13 protein-coding genes are annotated in these 17,735 nt (G+C 31.7%); 7 read left to right on the top strand and 6 right to left on the bottom strand.

Annotated elements, in window-relative coordinates:
* Positions 1–40 precede the first annotated feature (40 nt).
* A complete protein-coding gene (locus CLV91_RS01815) occupies positions 41–1,087 on the bottom strand; it encodes a sugar kinase (RefSeq protein ID WP_121063384.1) in 1,047 nt (348 codons plus the stop codon).
* 57 nt (positions 1,088–1,144) lie between these two features.
* A complete protein-coding gene (locus CLV91_RS01820) occupies positions 1,145–2,155 on the bottom strand; it encodes a zinc-binding alcohol dehydrogenase family protein (protein ID WP_121063386.1) in 1,011 nt (336 codons plus the stop codon).
* Between the two features lie 175 nt (positions 2,156–2,330).
* Here CLV91_RS01820 and CLV91_RS01825 point away from each other — a divergent pair, with 175 nt between their 5' ends.
* Positions 2,331–3,200, top strand: a complete 870-nt coding sequence (locus tag CLV91_RS01825) for an AraC family transcriptional regulator (protein WP_121063388.1) — start codon at positions 2,331–2,333, stop codon at positions 3,198–3,200.
* A 6-nt stretch (positions 3,201–3,206) separates the two neighbouring features.
* Here the strand turns inward: CLV91_RS01825 and CLV91_RS01830 are convergent, their stop codons facing one another.
* Genes CLV91_RS01830 through CLV91_RS01845 form a run of 4 tightly spaced genes read right to left on the bottom strand, consistent with a single transcriptional unit; the run spans position 3,207 to position 7,001 of the window.
* A complete protein-coding gene (locus tag CLV91_RS01830; protein ID WP_121063390.1) occupies positions 3,207–4,502 on the bottom strand; it encodes a TRAP transporter large permease in 1,296 nt (431 codons plus the stop codon).
* 1 nt (position 4,503) lies between these two features.
* On the bottom strand, positions 4,504–4,965 hold the full coding sequence (locus tag CLV91_RS01835) for a TRAP transporter small permease (protein WP_121063392.1): 462 nt from the start codon (positions 4,963–4,965) through the stop codon (positions 4,504–4,506).
* 1 nt (position 4,966) lies between these two features.
* Positions 4,967–5,950, bottom strand: coding sequence for a TRAP transporter substrate-binding protein (locus CLV91_RS01840; RefSeq protein WP_121063394.1), 984 nt, complete (start codon positions 5,948–5,950; stop codon positions 4,967–4,969).
* Between the two features lie 25 nt (positions 5,951–5,975).
* Positions 5,976–7,001, bottom strand: a complete 1,026-nt coding sequence (locus CLV91_RS01845; protein WP_121063396.1) for a LacI family DNA-binding transcriptional regulator — start codon at positions 6,999–7,001, stop codon at positions 5,976–5,978.
* A gap of 121 nt (positions 7,002–7,122) precedes the next feature.
* Between CLV91_RS01845 and kduI the strand changes: the two genes are divergently transcribed.
* The 6 genes from kduI to CLV91_RS01875 all read left to right on the top strand — a co-directional run bounded on the left by kduI (position 7,123) and on the right by CLV91_RS01875 (position 17,734).
* Positions 7,123–7,962, top strand: coding sequence for a 5-dehydro-4-deoxy-D-glucuronate isomerase (gene kduI / locus CLV91_RS01850; protein ID WP_121063398.1), 840 nt, complete (start codon positions 7,123–7,125; stop codon positions 7,960–7,962).
* A 2-nt stretch (positions 7,963–7,964) separates the two neighbouring features.
* Positions 7,965–8,756 carry a gluconate 5-dehydrogenase gene (locus CLV91_RS01855; RefSeq protein ID WP_121063400.1) on the top strand — a complete coding sequence of 264 codons (792 nt, stop codon included), beginning with the start codon at positions 7,965–7,967 and terminating at the stop codon, positions 8,754–8,756.
* Positions 8,757–8,777: 21 nt separating this feature from the next.
* Entirely contained in the window at positions 8,778–9,944 is a 1,167-nt protein-coding gene (locus CLV91_RS01860) for a DUF4861 family protein (RefSeq protein ID WP_121063402.1), read from the top strand.
* Positions 9,945–10,174: 230 nt separating this feature from the next.
* Positions 10,175–14,389, top strand: coding sequence for a hybrid sensor histidine kinase/response regulator transcription factor (locus CLV91_RS01865; RefSeq protein WP_245987119.1), 4,215 nt, complete (start codon positions 10,175–10,177; stop codon positions 14,387–14,389).
* A gap of 3 nt (positions 14,390–14,392) precedes the next feature.
* Entirely contained in the window at positions 14,393–16,204 is a 1,812-nt protein-coding gene (locus CLV91_RS01870) for an arylsulfatase (protein WP_121063406.1), read from the top strand.
* Between the two features lie 24 nt (positions 16,205–16,228).
* Positions 16,229–17,734, top strand: a complete 1,506-nt coding sequence (locus CLV91_RS01875; RefSeq protein ID WP_121063408.1) for a sulfatase-like hydrolase/transferase — start codon at positions 16,229–16,231, stop codon at positions 17,732–17,734.
* The last annotated feature ends 1 nt before the right edge of the window (position 17,735 follow it).

Here is a 17,735-nt window from a genome sequence, read left to right on the forward strand (position 1 = left end):
TAGAGAAGGATTTGTTATTTATAATAGTATAATTTAAAACTTATCTAGCAACACGACCAGAAGCATCACCACCCATTAGTTTTTCAACTTCTGAAACTGTAGCTAAGTTAGCGTCCCCTTTAATAGTATGTTTTAAACAAGATGCTGCAACTGCAAAATCAAGTGCATTTTGGTCATCTTCTGGGTATTTTAATAATCCGTAAATTAATCCTCCCATGAAAGAATCTCCTCCACCTACTCTATCTACGATATCTGTAATTTGGTATTGACGTGTTTGAAATAATGTTTTACCATCATATAAAACACCAGCCCATGTGTTATGAGAAGCCGAAATAGAACCACGTAACGTTGTAATTACTTTTTTAGCTTTCGGGAATTTTTTCATCATTTGCTCACAAACAGATAAGAAAGCTTCTGCTTTTACATTATGCCCTTCTGTTTGTACACTAATACCTTCTGGCTTAATACCAAAATGCATTTCTGCATCTTCTTCATTTCCTAAAACGATATCACAGTAAGAAGTTATCTCTGTCATAACTTTTTCTCTATGTGCATCATCACAGTATTTCCACAATTTAGCTCTATAGTTTAAATCTGTAGAAATTGTAATTCCTTTTGCACTTGCAGCTTTTACAGCTTCTAAACATACATCTGCAGCTCCTTGTGAAATTGCAGGAGTAATTCCTGTCCAATGAAACCATTCTACACCATCAAAAACAGCATCCCAATCAATCATTCCAGATTCAATTTCAGAAATAGCAGAATGCGCTCTATCATAAACCACCTTACTACCTCTACTAACTGCTCCTGTTTCTAAAAAGTAGATACCTAAACGGTCTCCACCATATATAATTTTATCTACACCAACACCACGCTTACGCATTTCCATTAATGCACATTCACCAATATCATTCTTTGGTAAACGTGTTACAAAATCTACAGGAACACCATAATTAGCTAATGAAACTGCTACATTAGATTCTCCACCACCATATATAACATCAAAGTTATTTGCTTGTGAAAATCTTAAAAATCCTTGAGGCGCTAATCTTAGCATTATCTCTCCAAAGGTTACTACTTTTTTCATCTGATTTAAATTGATTAAAGTTTTAAAAAATATTTAGTTTTAATAATCGAGTTCGTTTTAATTAAAATTTACTGTGGCTTTAATTACCCCAGTAGCCGGATCTAACCAGCTATCAAAATTTTGTATCATTTCAGAAGCATCTACATTATGCGTAATAAATGATTCTGTAGGAAACTGATTTAAAACACTTATTACATGTTCAAAATCTTCTAATGTTGCATTTCTACTACACATTATTGTTGTTTCTTTTGCATGTATTGCAGGGTGCGCAAATGTTAGCTCTCCTTTAGACAAACCAACTAAAACATACCTTCCTCCATGCGACATATAATTTGGTCCAGATTCTAATGCTCCTTTATGACCTGTAGCATCATAAACTACAGTCGCCATATCTCCGCCAGTAATTTCTGTTATTTTTTCAACAGCATCTTTACCCCCAAGTACAATCTGATCTACACCAATTTTTTCTTTGGCATAATCCAAACGTCCCTGGTTCATATCTATTGCTATTACTTTTGCTCCTTTTATTTGAGCTAATTTCATGATACCAATACCTATTGGTCCGCAACCAACAACTACAACTGTTTCCCCTTCTTGCAACATAGACCTTCTTATAGCATGTGCACCAATTGCCAAAGGTTCTACAATAGCCATTTGATCATCACTGAGGTTATTTGCTGGTATTAATAAATCTATTGGAACTGAGATAGTTTCTTGCATTCCACCATCTGTATGTACTCCTAATACTTTAATATTTGTACAACAATTTGTTTTTCCATTTCTACAAGCAATACACTTGTTACAACTTACATAAGGCATAACAACTACATTATCTCCTGCTTTTATACCTTGTTCATTTTCTTCAATCTCTACAACCTGTGTTGCTAGTTCATGACCTAATATTCTTGGATAGCTAAAAAAAGCTTGATTACCCGCATATGCATGTAAGTCTGTACCACAGATCCCAACCTTAGTTACTTTTAATAATGCTTCTCCTTTTTTCTTAGCAGGAGCTTCTTTTTCTTTTAACAAAAAAGTCCCTGGAGTTTCACAAACTATGTATTTCATATTTATTAGGTGCTTTTACTTAATATTTGATAATATATGCAAATGTAAATTGTGAAATAAAGAATAGCTACCACAAATACGACCAATACTGATACTATTTTTGCCTTAAATAGTAATTAAGCCCTAATTTTGTTTTATATTGTTAAGATTAGCCTGCGCCACCTAAGTAAATACTATGAAATTACACCTTATAAGTAGAGACAACCTTGAGAACACCTCTTTTACAGTTACTAGACATAATGAGCCTTCTTTTTTAAAAGTTTGGCATTACCATCCAGAGCTAGAATTGGTTTTAACATTAAAAAGTACTGGAACAAGGTTTGTTGGAGATAGTATTAAGAAATTTGAAGAAGGGGACCTTGTTTTAATTGGAAAGAACCTTCCACATATGTGGGTTAATGACGATTATTATTTTGAACCAAATTCTGGTTTGATGGCCGAAGATATTGTCATCCATTTTAGAGAAGAATTTTTGGGAAAAGATTTTTTTGAAACCAAAGAAATGAAACCCATTGGAAAACTTTTAGAAAAAGCAAAATTTGGAATTAAATTTATAAATGTAAACTCTTCTATACCCGAAAAAATTGAAAATATAAGTTCTTTAAATAGCTTTGAAAGAACATTAGAATTATTAAGTATTTTAAATAATCTTGCTTTACACAATACTTATGAAGTACTATCCAGTGAGGGCTACATTAAGACCTTTAACAAAACAAAAAATGTAACTTTAGACAATACATACGTATATATATTTGAAAATTTTAATAAACCCATTTCTTTAGAAGATGTTGCCAATGTTGCAAATATGAATCCTTCTGCATTTAGTAGGTATTTTAAACGTATCAATAGAAAAACTTTTTCTAGATATTTAAATGAAGTTCGCATAGGCTATGCATGTAACCAACTTATAGAACAAAGAGGAAATATTGCAAGTATTTGTTACGAATCCGGCTTTAATAACATCTCCAATTTTAACCGACAATTTAAAAACATAACAAATAAAACACCTTCAGAATACCTAAAGCATTTTACAGATACTAATTAGGGTTTCTTATAAATTAAACAATCCTGGCAACCACAAACTTAACTGAGGAAAATACGTTACCAAAAACAATGCTAGTATCATTGCCACAAAAAGTGGCAATAAAGGTTTCACTACTTTTTCTATTGTCGTCTGCGCTACACCAACACCCACAAATAAGACCGAGCCAACAGGTGGCGTACACAAACCTATACATAAGTTAAGAATCATTATTATTCCAAAATGCACAGGGTCTAAACCTAACTTAGTAACTACAGGTAAAAATATTGGTGTAAAAATTAATACTGCTGGCGTCATATCCATAAAAATACCTACTACTAATAGCAATAAATTTATGATAAGAAGTATCATTATTTTATTATCACTTAGCCCTAATAAACCTGTACTAATATCCTGTGGAATATTCTCATAAGAAAGTGCCCAAGACATACTCATAGATGCTCCTATTAACAACATAACTATAGCAGTTGTCGCAGAAGAATCTAATAAAATTTGAGGTAAATTTTTAAAAGATATTTCTTTATAAACAAACCCAAGAATTAAACTATATAAAACCGCTATTGCAGAAGCTTCTGTTGCTGTAAAAATCCCAGTTACAATACCTCCAATAACAACTACTAGCATAAACAAACTTGGCAAAGCAGTAATAAAAGTTTTAAACACTTCTTTAAGACTACTCTTTTTACCAACTTTATATTTTTTCTTTTTTGCCCAAAAAGAAGCTACTATCATTAAAAACAAACCTGTAAGTATTCCTGGAATATAACCTGCTAAAAATAAAGCTGCTATAGATGCACCTCCACTTGCTAAAGAGTAAACAATTAATACATTACTAGGAGGAATAATTAACCCGGTAGTAGCCGAAGTAATATTTACTGCTGCTCCAAATTCTTTGGAATATCCTTCTTTTTCCATTTCTGGTCCTAAAATACTTCCCATTGCAGATGCAGATGCCATTGCAGATCCTGCAATAGCACCCATTAACATTGCAGAAATAACATTTATTAAAGCCAAACCTCCTGGGAGCGCACCAACTATAGTTTTAGCAAATGCAATTAACCTATGCGCAATACCACCTTTATTCATTAATTCTCCAGAGAGAACAAAAAATGGTATTGCAAGTAATGCAAAACTATCTAAACCAGTACCTATACGTTGTGCTACTGTAGTAAATGCAGGTATTGCAGGAATACTAACTAGCATTGTTAATAAGGATGATATAGTTATACTCCATGCTACTGGCGTACCAATAGCCAATAAACCAACAAAACTAATTACTAAAACGAGAATTGGAAAATACTCCATATTACTTATTTTTTAAGATATCAGAAATTTTATAATAGATAATTAATATGCCACTTATTGGTAAAACCATATAAACAGCTGCCAATGGCATTTGTAACGCAGGAGAGTATTGTTGCAAAACATATGTAATGTAAACTAATCTTGACCCTCCTATTACTAAAGCAAAAAGACAAAAAAGGATAATTAAAATTTTTACAATCAATTTTAATTTTTCTTGTGTTTTTTCAGATAATTTAGATGGTAATACATCTATAGCTACATGTTTATTTTTACCCGATACATATGCAGCCCCCAGAACACCAACCCATATCATAAGATACCTTGCTAATTCATCTGTAAAAGAACTAGGCTCTCCAAGAAAATACCTGCTAAATACTTGCCATAATACGTTTATAACCATAATACTCATTATTAGTATTAAGGTTTTTCCTAATATTTTATCTATTCTATCTCTTAGTTCCATATTATTTTACTGCTTGTATATCTTTAATTAATGAATACATAGTTTCATCTTCTTTATATTGATCAAAGATGTCTTTTGTCTTTTCTAAAAACAATGTTTTATCTGGTCTTATAATTTTTACTCCAGCTTCTTGCACTGCTTTTAGAGCTTCTTTTTCTGCCTCCATCCATAGTTTTCTTTGGTAAATAACAGAATTATTAACTGCTTCTTTTAACCAAACTCTTTCTTGTTCATTTAATTTATTCCATAAATGAGTCCCAGCTATAAGAACATCTGGCAAAACTGTATGCTCATCTAAACTATAAAATTTACAAACCTCATAATGCCTAGACAAATAAAAACTAGGAGGGTTATTTTCTGCACCATCAACAACTCCTTGCTGCAATGAGGTATATAGTTCTCCCCAAGAAATAGGAGTTGGCGAACCGCCTAATTTATTAACCATATCCATAGCGGTAACACTCTCCATTACCCTTATTTTTAATCCTGTAAGATCTTCTGGAGTATTAACAGGCTTATCTTTGGTGTAAAAACTACGACTACCAGCATCATAATAGCCCAATCCATTTAACCAATATTGTTCCCCATCGTTTAATAATTTTTGACCAATTGGACCATCTAAAACCTTAAAAGAATGTTCTCTATCTCGAAACAAAAAAGGAAGCCCTAATACTTTCATTTTAGGCGCAAAATTTTCTAACACACCAACAGAAACCTTGGTCATATCTAAGCTACCTATCTGTAGTAATTCTAAACATTGTCTTTCCGTTCCTAATTGCTGACTTGGATAAATCTCTAAGGCCATTTTACCTCCAGATAATTTTTCTAAATCTTCTCCCATTTTAACCATAGCAATATGCACAGAGTGCCCTACATCTAAGCCATGTGCTAGTTTTAAAGTTCTCTTCGAAGATATTTTTGAACAACCACTTAAAGTTAAAACAACAGCTAATAAATGTAGTGTCCAGATGTTTTTAATTTTCATATATCACTCTTATTATAAATACTTATTAGCCTCTTTTCTTAGAAGATTCTCTCACTAATAAAGATGGCTTTACTATTATTGTTTTTGGTTCTCTTTTAACAGATTCAACATTTAAATGTTCAAATAATAAGTTTGCAGACAACTCTCCCATTTCTCCTCCAGATTGATCAATTGTACTTAATGGTGGATCCATAACTGCCGAAGTGGGCCCATTACTAAAACCAACAATTGCAATATCTTTTGGAATTTGTATTCCCTTCTTTTTTAAATACTGCATAGCACCTATAGCTGCTACATCATTTGCAGAAAAAATTCCATCTATACTTTCTGGTAGTCTCAAAACTTTTTCTGCTAATTTGGTTCCGTCTTCTTGCATTAAACGAGAATTAAGAACCAAATTTTCTCTAAAAGGAATTTCATGTTTTTCCAATGCTGCTTTATATCCTTTTAATCTATTTCTATAAACATTTAAGTTCTTAGGCCCCGAAAAATGTACTATATTTTTACATCCCTGTTCAATTAAATGGTTTGTCGCTTCAAAAGCTCCAACAAAATCATCCAACAAAACATTATTACGGTCAGGTAAATCACAGTGTCTATCAAAAATTACAATTGGTGTTCCGTTTTTTTTAAGTCCATCAAAATGGTCATAATTTAGAGTCTCCATGGAAACAGAAATTATAATACCGTCTACTCTATTTGCCGCTAAAGTGTTAATCAAGTTTTCTTCCCTTTCTAACTGTTCTAAAGATTGGCAAATAATTACATTATACCCTTTATCAAAAGCCGTTTTTTCTATCCCCGAAATAGCTGAAGAAAAGAAGTATCTGGATATCCTTGGAACAATAACACCTATAGTGTTTGTTTTATTTCTTCTAAGATTCGATGCCAATAAATTTCTTTGATAACCTAACTCATTTGCTTTATCTAATATTTTCTTCTTAGTTTTTAAAGAAACCCTATCGCTATTATTTAACGCTCTAGAAACTGTAGAGCTATTTATAGCTAAAGCTTTAGCTATATCATGTATAGTTATTGTATTATTTTCCATTGCTCAAAAATACTGTTTTCAAATATAGCTTAAATACACTAAAAATACAATCGATTGCATCAAACCATTATTTTTTATTACGTTTGTAGCCTAATTTGTAATTTAATACAACAACACACCTATGAATACTATTTACGAAACTAGATATGCTTCAAGTCCTGAAGCGGTTAAAAAATACGACACTGAACAACTAAGAGAAGAATTTTTAGTAGACAATCTAATGCAAATTGGCAAAATAAACCTTACTTACTCACATTATGATCGGTATATTGCTGGTTCTGCTGTTCCTATAGAACCATTAGAACTAGAAGCAATAGACCCTTTAAAAGCAGGTTTCTTTTTAGACCGAAGAGAATTAGGTATTATTAATGTTGGTGGCAATGGCTCTGTTGTAGTAGATGGCAAAGTTTACACTCTAGGACTTAAAGATGCATTATATATTGGAATGGGAATAAAAGATGTTGTTTTTAAAAGCGATGACCCTAAAAACCCTGCTAAATTTTATTTAAACTCTGCTCCCGCGCATACCAATTACCCTACTAAAAAAGTTAGTTTAGAAGAAGCAAATAAATTAGAATTAGGTTCTTTAGAAACAGCAAACCACAGAACCGTAAACCAAATGATTATTGGTGGCGTTGTAACTTCTTGTCAATTACAAATGGGAATGACAGAACTTAAAACTGGAAGTGTATGGAACACCATGCCAGCACATGTTCATGACCGTAGAATGGAAGTTTACTTTTATTTAGACATTCCAGAAGAACAAGCCGTTTGCCATTTTATGGGACAACCACAAGAAACAAGACATATTTGGATGCAAAATCATCAAGCTGTAATTTCTCCACCATGGTCTATTCACTGTGGTTCAGGAACATCAAACTATACCTTTATATGGGGTATGGCTGGGGAAAATTTAGATTACACAGATATGGATGTAGCCAAAATTACAGAATTAAGATAACTATGAGTATTTCATTATTTAATTTAGAAGGAAAAACAGCTTTAGTAACAGGCAGCACACATGGTTTAGGAATGGCAATGGCCAAAGGACTTGGAAAAGCTGGAGCAACTATAATTGTTAACGGGAATTCATCGCAACAAAAAATTGATGATGCAGTTGCTTATTATAAATCTGAAGGTATTAACGCTATTGGATATAAATTTAATGTTACAGATGAAAATGCTGTGATTAATGCTATACAAGCTATTGAAAAAGAAGTTGGTGTTATAGACATTCTAGTAAATAATGCTGGAATTATTAAGCGAATCCCATTAGAAAATATGGAGGTTGCAGATTTTAAACAAGTTATTGATGTTGATTTAGTTAGCCCTTTTATTGTTTCCAAACATGTCGTAAAAGGAATGATTGCTAGAAAAGAAGGCAAAATCATAAATATATGCTCCATGATGAGTGAACTTGGAAGAAGTACCGTAGGTGCATATGCAGCAGCAAAAGGTGGTCTAAAAATGTTAACTCAGAATATGGCAACAGAATGGGCAAAACATAATATACAAGTAAATGGTATTGGGCCAGGCTACTTTGCCACCTCACAAACAGAGCCTATACGTGTAGACGGGCACCCTTTTAATGATTTTATAGTTAACAGAACACCAGCAGAAAAATGGGGAAAACCAGATGATTTAGCTGGTGCAGCAATATTTTTAAGTTCCCAAGCAAGTAATTTTGTTAACGGTCATGTAGTATATGTAGATGGTGGTATACTTGCAACAATTGGCAAACCTAGTAATGAATAGTAATTATTATAAATAAATATTATGAATATTCAAAAGACCTTTACACTTATAGCTATAATAGCATTATTATTTTCTTGTAATTCTAAAAAAGAAAATACTGTGTTTATTGTTAAAAACTCGCTTAATTTGCAAAGGTCTTTTGAAACTGTTTCGTTAACAAAAGAGTTTCTCAAAAAAGAAACTATAGATAGTATTGGTATTAAAGATGTAGTTACTGGCAAAATTATTACTACCCAATTAGTGGATAATGAAGGAGATGGTATTATGGATGAAATTTTATTTCAACCAGAAATTGCTCCAAATTCTGAAAAAGAATTTGAAGTTATTCAACTTAAAGAAATACCAATAACAGAAGCTATATGCTATTCTAGATTTGTTCCTGAACGTACAGATGATTACACTTGGGAAAACAATAAAGTTGCTTTTAGAATATTTGGGCCTACTGCTCAAAAAATGAAAGAAAATGGTACTCCAGGCGGAACTCTTTCTAGTGGGGTTGATGCTTGGTTAAAAAAAGTAGATTACCCAATTATAAATAAATGGTACCATAAAGAATTAGAAACTAATGGTAGTTATCATGAAGATAACGGAGAAGGTTTAGACAACTTTCATGTTGGTGTTAGCCGTGGCGTTGGCGGTATTGCTATAAAAAAAGACACTACCTATTATTTCTCAAAAAACTTCACTAAATGGAGAACCATAACCACAGGACCAATTAGAACAAGTTTCTATGTAGAATATGCAGATTGGGATGCCGCAGGAAACACTATTAAAGAATCTAGAATCATAAGTTTAGACTACGGCAATTACTTTTCAAAATTTAATAGCACTATTAAAGGGTCTAATGAAATTTCTGCAGGTTTAACTCTTCATGAAAAAGATGGCATAGTTAATTCTAACACTAAAGAAGGGTGGACAAGCTACTGGCAACCGCATGGAAATTCTGAAATAGGAACAGCTATTATAGTTCCAGAAAATCACATTTTATCCTTCGAAAAATATGACACTCCAATTACAGATTTAAGTAACGCTTATGCTACTATTAAAGTAATAAACAACCAAGCAACTTATTATTCTGGTTTTGGTTGGAAAGAAAGAAAAGAGTTTAATTCGCAACAAGAATGGGAAAATTATGTTCGTGATTTTTCAAAAAAAATAAACTCTCCGATAACGACAAAATGGGAATAAACTTGTTTTAAGAGCAAGATAAAGTATAATCATTTGTTATACACTCTAAGCCATTTAATATAGTCCTTAAAAACTATTCTAAATACATTTGATAATTAACGATTACTAATTATCAAACCAGTATAAAGGTTCTCTCTATTTAAATTTAAAATAGTCCATAAATTTAAATAAGAATAAATTAAATCATATATTAATTAGATTAATGAACCTGTATACTAATTAAAAATAATTTGAAAGAACTACTTTATATTTTACTGTTTTTTTCTTTTGGCACTATTCTTTATGCTCAAAATGACATATATTTTGAACACTTTACTACTAAAGATGGATTATCTCAAAATGACATAAATGATATATACCAAGATTCTGAAGGCTTTATGTGGTTTGCCACTCATGATGGGTTAAATAAATATGATGGTTATAATTTTACAAATTATGTTCCAGAAAACAACTCCGAAAGCTCTATAAGCTCTAACTTAATTTATAGTTTAACTGGAGATAAAAATGGAAATTTATGGATTGGAACAACCGGTGGTGGGCTTAATTTTTTTAATAGTAAAAACGAAAAATTTTATCATTTTAAGCATAATATTGATGACCCATTTAGCATAGATAGCAATTATATTTCTAAAGTTCTTATAGACAAAAAAAATAGATTATGGATTGGCACGAATGAAGGGGTTAATATGCTAGATCTTAATAAACCTTTAGAAAATCCAGTTTTTACAAGATTTAACCCTGTAAAAGAACCTAATAGTAGTGGTTGGGATGGAAGTTCTGTTACCTCCATTTTTGAAGACAAAAAAGGAACACTATGGTTAGGTGGCAATAATGGCATTTATAAACTTACTCATGACAAAAACAATAATTTATATTTTAGGTTAGAAAATGAAACCATTGGTATACCATCTGCTTCAGTCCGTGCTATAAAAGAGGATAAATTTGGACGTTTAATTATTAGTACAAACATTGGTTTATATTGTTATGGCATTAAAAGTAATACCTTAGAATGTAATAAAATTTCGGATGGCTCTTTTAGATCCATACAAATAGACAAATACAACAATATATGGGTAGGTAGTAATGCTGGATTGCAATATTATTCCAGTAACAATGGCTCTAACTTTCCTGAACTAATTACCAATTTCACCTATAATCCTCAAATAACAAACAGCTTAAGTAAAAACATTATAAAATCACTTTTTATTGATAAAACAGGAATTATTTGGGTAGGAACAAATGGTGGTGGTATAAATAAAGTTGATCTAGAACGAAAAAAGTTTCGACATATAAGAAAAACACTTTCAAAAAATAGTTTAAGCTATGACAAAATACGTTCTATTTTAGAAGACAGCAATGGAAATCTATGGCTAGGAACTGAAGGTGGTGGTTTAAATATGGCACCTTATTCTAACAAAGAGGCTTATATAGACTTTAAAAAAATTAATGTAAGTGATAAAATATTCTCTCTTGAAGAAGTTAAAGAAGGGAATAAAAAAATACTTTTAATTGGTGCAGAAGGAACTCCCTCTATATACAAATTAGATATAACCAACCCTGAAAAAATTAAAAAAGCAATTCCTATCCCAGAAATTAAAAAAAGTGTTTTTACAATAAGAAAAGACAAGTTAGGTACCGTTTGGGTTGGCACTTATAGTGGTGGTGTTTTTAGGAGAAAATATGATTCTATTTCTAAAACCTACACAATTAAAAGGTTCACAAATAACCCCACAAATAAAAGAAGTATCTCAAATGATATTATTAGAAACATATATGAAGACAGTAAAGGTTTTATATGGTTTGCAACTGGTAACGGTCTATGCAAATTAAGCCCTAAACAAGCTACAAAAGAGAATCCAAAATTTAAAGTTTACAAAAACAATCCAAAAGACAGCACAACTATAAGTCATAATTATATACTTCCAATTTTAGAGAGCAGTAAAGGAGATATCTGGATAGGTACATTTGGGGGCGGGTTAAATAAGTATGTAAAAGCAACAAAAGAAAAACCAGAACACTTTATAAATTTTGATACGAAACATGGCCTTCCAAATAATGTAATAAAAGGTATTTTAGAGGATGATGATGCTAACCTATGGATTTCAACAAATAAAGGCTTATCTAAATTCAATCCAGAAACAGAAATTTTTACAAATTATGATGAAATAGATGGTTTACAAAACTATGAATTTCAGGAATTGGCTTGCTTAAAAAGAAGAAGTGGCGAATTTTTATTTGGCGGGGTTAATGGTTTCAATACATTTTATCCTGAAAACATTGAAAAAAACGAAGTCCCAGCAGAAACTGTTTTAACCAATTTTTTAATATCAAATAAAAAGATAAAAATAGGCAAAGCCTATAATGGTAGAACCATTTTAGAAAATACACTTAATACTACCAACACCATAGAATTAAAATATAAAGAAAATAGTTTTTCTTTTGAGTTTGCAGCATTACATTATGCAGCTCCAAATAAAAACCAATTTGCATATATGTTAAAAGGGTTTGACAAGGATTGGATTAAAACAACATCAAATAAACGTTTTGCTACATATACAAATTTAGAACCTGGAAACTATACATTACTTGTAAAAGCATCTAATAATGATGGTGTTTGGGACCCATCACCCTCAGAAATTGAAATTAAAGTAATTCCACCTTTTTGGAGAACAGATTGGGCTTATATGCTATATATTGCCTTAGGATTTGGTTTAATTTGGTTGTTTTGGAGATATACTTTTATAAAAACCACAGAAAAACATAAGCTAGAATTAGAGCATCTAGAAAATGAAAAATCTGAAGAAATGCAAAAAGTAAAACTAGAGTTTTTTACTAATATTTCTCATGAATTTAGAACCCCATTAACTCTGATAAAAGGGCCTCTAGAATATCTCCAAAAAAACGGAGAAAATGTTCCTCAAAAAGCAGTGCAAGAACAGTACACTTTAATGCATAAAAACACTAATTATTTATTAAAATTAGTAACGCAATTATTAGACTTTAGAAAAATTAACCAAGGCAAAATGCACCTTGTTGTAAGGCAAACTAATATTGTTTCCTTTATCATGGAACTAGCAGAACCATTTCAATTTCTTGCGCACAAAAAAATGATAGATTTTAATATTACATCCAACCCAGAAGAAATACAATCTTGGGTAGATCATGATGCGCTAGAAAAAATTTGCAATAATTTACTCTCTAATGCTTTTAAGTTTACTCCTGAAAATGGGAAGATTGAGATTAAAATATATAAAGAAAAAAATACGTTATTAAAAGCACCTTCTAGTGAATGTATTGTAATTAAAGTAATTGACAATGGAAAAGGAATCTCTAAAGAAAAATTAAACAACGTTTTTAAAAGATTCTATAGTAATAAAGAGGACACAAAATTAAATGCCGAGGGTATGGGTATTGGTTTATCTTTTACAAAAAATCTTATAGAATTACATAGAGGAGAAATAGATGTTACAAGTGAGCCAAGTTCTGGCACAGAATTTACTGTACACCTGCCGCTAGAACGTAAGGCGTACGAAAACATAGAAGAAATTAGTTGTAAAGAAATTTCTGATAGTGATTTTCTTACTAGGTCTTCAGAAACAGAATCTTTTGCCATTAGTATTAATGACGAAATTTTAGATAAAAACCTGTCCAACTCTAGATCAAAAATGCCAATACTTTTAGTGGTCGATGATAATGCAGATATACGACATTTTATTACACAAGCTCTTTCAGACAAATTCACTATTTATGAAGCAGAAAATGGAGAACAAGGCTTAGAATATGCTATAAAACTAATGCCAAATATTATTTTAAGTGATGTGGTAATGCCTGTTTTAGACGGTATTTCTTTCTGTAAAGCAATAAAAGAGAAAGAGGAAACTAGCCATATACCAGTAATCTTACTTACCGCAAAATCTTCGGATGAAAGTAAACTAAAAGGGCTAGAATCTGGAGCTGATGACTATTTAACAAAACCATTTAATTTGGAATTGCTAAAAATTAAATTAGACAATACTATCTCTAGAAGAGACACACTTAGAAAAAGATTTAATAGAAATATTAAAATTCAGCCTAAAGAAATAACAGTTACATCTGTAGATGAAAAATTCTTAAACCAAGCTATAGAAATTGTTGAAAAACACATGATGAATAGCGATTTCAATGTAGAAATGCTTGTCAAAGAAATGGGACTAAGTAGAAGTAATTTATATTTAAAATTTAAAGAACTTACTGGATTGTCTTCTAGTGAATTTATAAGAAACATAAGATTAAAAAGAGCAGTGCAATTATTTGAAAAAAGTGATTTATCAGTAAAAGAAATAATGTACATGACTGGTTTTAATACTGCATCTTACTTTTCCAAATGCTTTAAAAAACAATTTGGAGTTATCCCAAGTGAATATGTCAACAAAATGAAAAATAACAACAAAGCCTCTAGTTTATAAATTATGAAAAACAAGTACCTTTTTAAAGTGTCAATTTGCTTACTTTTTACATTTGTTAGTTGTACAAATAAACCAAAAAAAATTATTCCTAGCAATGAAAACAAAAAGCCCAATGTTATATTTATTGTTACAGATGACCAAGGTTATGGAGACTTAGGTTCACACGGAAATCCCTGGATAAAAACACCTAATCTAGATTCTTTTTCTAAAGAGTCTTTAGAGCTAACCAATTTTCATGTTGGTACCACATGTGCCCCAACAAGAGCTGGTTTAATGACCGGAAGAAATGCAAATAGAAATAATGCTTGGCATACTATTGCTGGGTGTTCTATTTTATTAGATGACGAAGAAACTATAGCTCAGGTATATAAAAAAAACGATTACGAAACTATAATGCTTGGCAAATGGCACTTAGGCGACAACTACCCATATAGACCAGAAGATAGAGGGTTTAGTAAAACCTTTAGCCTTATGGGTGGTGGGGTTAACCAAACTCCAGATTATTGGAATAACACATATTTTGAAGACACATATTACCGTAATGGCTCTCCAGAAAAAACAAAAGGATATTGTACAGATGTTTTCTTTGATGAAGCAATAGATCAAATTAAAACAAGTAAAGACAAACCGTTCTTTATGTACCTAGCATTAAATGCAGCTCATGGACCATTTAATGTTCCAGAGGAATACGCAAAAATATATTCTGACACTCCATTATCTGATATTCAAAAACGTTTTTATGGTATGATTACTAATATTGATGAAAATTTTGGAAAACTAGTTGCGCATCTAAAAAAAGAAGGCCTTTATGACAATACCATTCTTGTTTTTACAACAGATAACGGAACTGCTGCGGGAATAAAAAGAGGAAAATCAAAAGGACCTAGCACTGGCTATAATGCTGGATTAAAAGGAACAAAAGCAAGTCATTATGATGGTGGTCACAGAGTTCCATTTTTAATTAGTTGGCCAAATGGAAACTTACTACATGGTCAAAAAATAGGAGATTTAGCAGCACATGTAGATATGCTACCAACTTTAACAGAACTTTCTGGTATTCCTTTTTCAGAAAAAAAACCACTAGATGGCACAAGTATTGCTGGAGTATTGCAAGGAAAAACAAAAGCTACAGACCGTATGTTAGTTGTAGACACTCAAAGAAATCAATTGCCAGAAAAAAACAGAAACAGTTGTGTAATGTCTAGAGATTGGAGATTAATTAACGGAAAAGAATTATATCATACATTAAAAGATCCAGGACAAAAAAATGATATTGCAGAAGAACACCCAGAAAGAGTAGAAAAAATGAAAAAATTCTACAACCAATGGTGGGAAACCGTACTACCAGATGTACGTTATGCAGAGATTCCTCTTGGAGATAAAGCAGCTAACCCTGTTTTAATTACAGTTCATGATATACATACTAAAGACCCTATTCCATGGAATCAAGAGCAAATAAGAGAAGCAAAAAACTTTCCAAAAGGATTTTACAGTATTAATGTAAAAGAAGCAGGAAATTACAGATTTAAACTTTATAGATATCCACCAGAATCTAATTTAGCAATAAACGCATCTACTCCAGGAATAGATGGTGGAAAGTATAGCAATACACTTCCTCCAGGAAAAGCAATTAATGCTAAAGGAGCAAGAATAACTATTGGTGATACCACCATAAATGCTACCGTAGACCCTAATAAACCTTTTGTTATTTTAGAAGGAAAAATTACTTCTGGGAGCAGTAAATTAGAGAGCTACTTTACTAATGAAAAAGGAGAAGAGATATCAGCCTATTACACTCTTATCGAAAAAATTTAATAGCATCCGAGAAAAATTTATCTTATGAAAAAAATAATTTTACTACTTCTAACTATAGGTTTCTTAAGCTGTAAAAGCGAACAAAAACCTAAAGAAAAATCTAAACCAAATGTTGTTTTCATCTTTGCTGATGATATGACGTATTCTGCACTAAATTCTTTAGGAAATAAAGAAATTATGACCCCAAATTTAGACCGTTTAGTACACCAAGGAACAACTTTTACACATGCCTACAATATGGGCGCATGGAATGGAGCAATATGTGCAGCTTCTAGGGCAATGATGATTTCTGGAAGAAGTGTCTGGGATGTAAATAGTTTTCGCCAAGGATGGCCAAAAAACAAGGGATTAGAAAAAACTTGGGGAAAACTAATGGAAGGTGCTGGTTATGACACATACATGACAGGAAAATGGCATGTAGATGCTAAAGCAGATAGTGTTTTTCAGAATGTAGTACATATTAGACCCGGAATGCCAGGAGATGCATGGGAACATGATGATATGGTAAAAACTTTTAAAGAAATAAAAGGCACAAACATTAAACCTGCTAGTGTAATGCCTGTAGGATATAATAGACCATTAAGTAAAAATGATACGTCATGGTCTCCTACAGATAAAAAATTTGGAGGCTTCTGGAAAGGAGGTAAACACTGGAGTGAAGTTTTAAAAGATGACGCTATTTCTTTTATTGATAAAGCCGAAAAGAAAGACAACCCTTTCTTTATGTATCTAGCCTTCAATGCTCCACATGATCCAAGACAGGCTCCACAAGAGTTTTTAGACAAATACCCTTTAGATAATATTAGTATACCTGAGAGTTGGATGCCAGAATATACTTATAAAGATGATATGGGTTGCGGTCATAATTTAAGAGATGAAGCTTTAGCGCCATTCCCAAGAACAGAATATGCAACAAAAACACACATTCAAGAGTATTATGCATTAATTACACATTTAGATGTACAAATAGGTAAAATTTTAGACCGTTTAGAAGCTACTGGTAAAATGGATAACACCTATATTATTTTTACTGCGGATCATGGTTTAGCAGCAGGAAGACATGGATTAATTGGAAAACAATCACAGTTTGACCATAGTATTAGAGCTCCATTTATGATAACAGGTCCAAATGTTCCTAAAAACAAAAAAATAGATGCAGATATTTACTTACAAGATGCAATGGCTACAGCTATAGATTTAGGTGGTGTAAAAAAACCCGACTATGTTTTCTTTAATAGTATTATGGATTTGGTTACAGGAAAACAATCTAAAAGTAATTACAATGCAATATATAATGGCTATGTAGACTTACAACGTATGATCCGCAAGGATGGTTTTAAGCTTATAATATACCCCAAAATAGAAAAGGTTTTACTTTATGACCTAGAGAAGGATCCAGAAGAAATAACAAACCTAGCAGATGAAGCTTCCTATAAAGAAAAGGTAGACACTTTATTTAAGGAACTAATTGTTATGCAAAAAGAACTAAATGACCCTTTAAATATAGAAGATATATATAAAAAACTATAGA

Source organism: Maribacter vaceletii, assembly GCF_003634105.1.
Taxonomy (GTDB): domain Bacteria; phylum Bacteroidota; class Bacteroidia; order Flavobacteriales; family Flavobacteriaceae; genus Maribacter_B; species Maribacter_B vaceletii.

What these genes read in the sequence shown, in the direction of transcription:
- CLV91_RS01825 (WP_121063388.1), top strand. Translation starts at nt 2,331, where the DNA reads ATGAAATTACACCTTATAAGTAGAGACAACCTTGAGAACACCTCTTTT.
- CLV91_RS01875 (WP_121063408.1), top strand. Translation starts at nt 16,229, where the DNA reads ATGAAAAAAATAATTTTACTACTTCTAACTATAGGTTTCTTAAGCTGT.
- CLV91_RS01840 (WP_121063394.1), bottom strand. Translation starts at nt 5,950, where the DNA reads ATGAAAATTAAAAACATCTGGACACTACATTTATTAGCTGTTGTTTTA.
- CLV91_RS01860 (WP_121063402.1), top strand. Translation starts at nt 8,778, where the DNA reads ATGAATATTCAAAAGACCTTTACACTTATAGCTATAATAGCATTATTA.
- CLV91_RS01845 (WP_121063396.1), bottom strand. Translation starts at nt 7,001, where the DNA reads ATGGAAAATAATACAATAACTATACATGATATAGCTAAAGCTTTAGCT.
- CLV91_RS01870 (WP_121063406.1), top strand. Translation starts at nt 14,393, where the DNA reads ATGAAAAACAAGTACCTTTTTAAAGTGTCAATTTGCTTACTTTTTACA.
- CLV91_RS01830 (WP_121063390.1), bottom strand. Translation starts at nt 4,502, where the DNA reads ATGGAGTATTTTCCAATTCTCGTTTTAGTAATTAGTTTTGTTGGTTTA.
- CLV91_RS01855 (WP_121063400.1), top strand. Translation starts at nt 7,965, where the DNA reads ATGAGTATTTCATTATTTAATTTAGAAGGAAAAACAGCTTTAGTAACA.
- CLV91_RS01820 (WP_121063386.1), bottom strand. Translation starts at nt 2,155, where the DNA reads ATGAAATACATAGTTTGTGAAACTCCAGGGACTTTTTTGTTAAAAGAA.
- CLV91_RS01835 (WP_121063392.1), bottom strand. Translation starts at nt 4,965, where the DNA reads ATGGAACTAAGAGATAGAATAGATAAAATATTAGGAAAAACCTTAATA.
- kduI (WP_121063398.1), top strand. Translation starts at nt 7,123, where the DNA reads ATGAATACTATTTACGAAACTAGATATGCTTCAAGTCCTGAAGCGGTT.
- CLV91_RS01815 (WP_121063384.1), bottom strand. Translation starts at nt 1,087, where the DNA reads ATGAAAAAAGTAGTAACCTTTGGAGAGATAATGCTAAGATTAGCGCCT.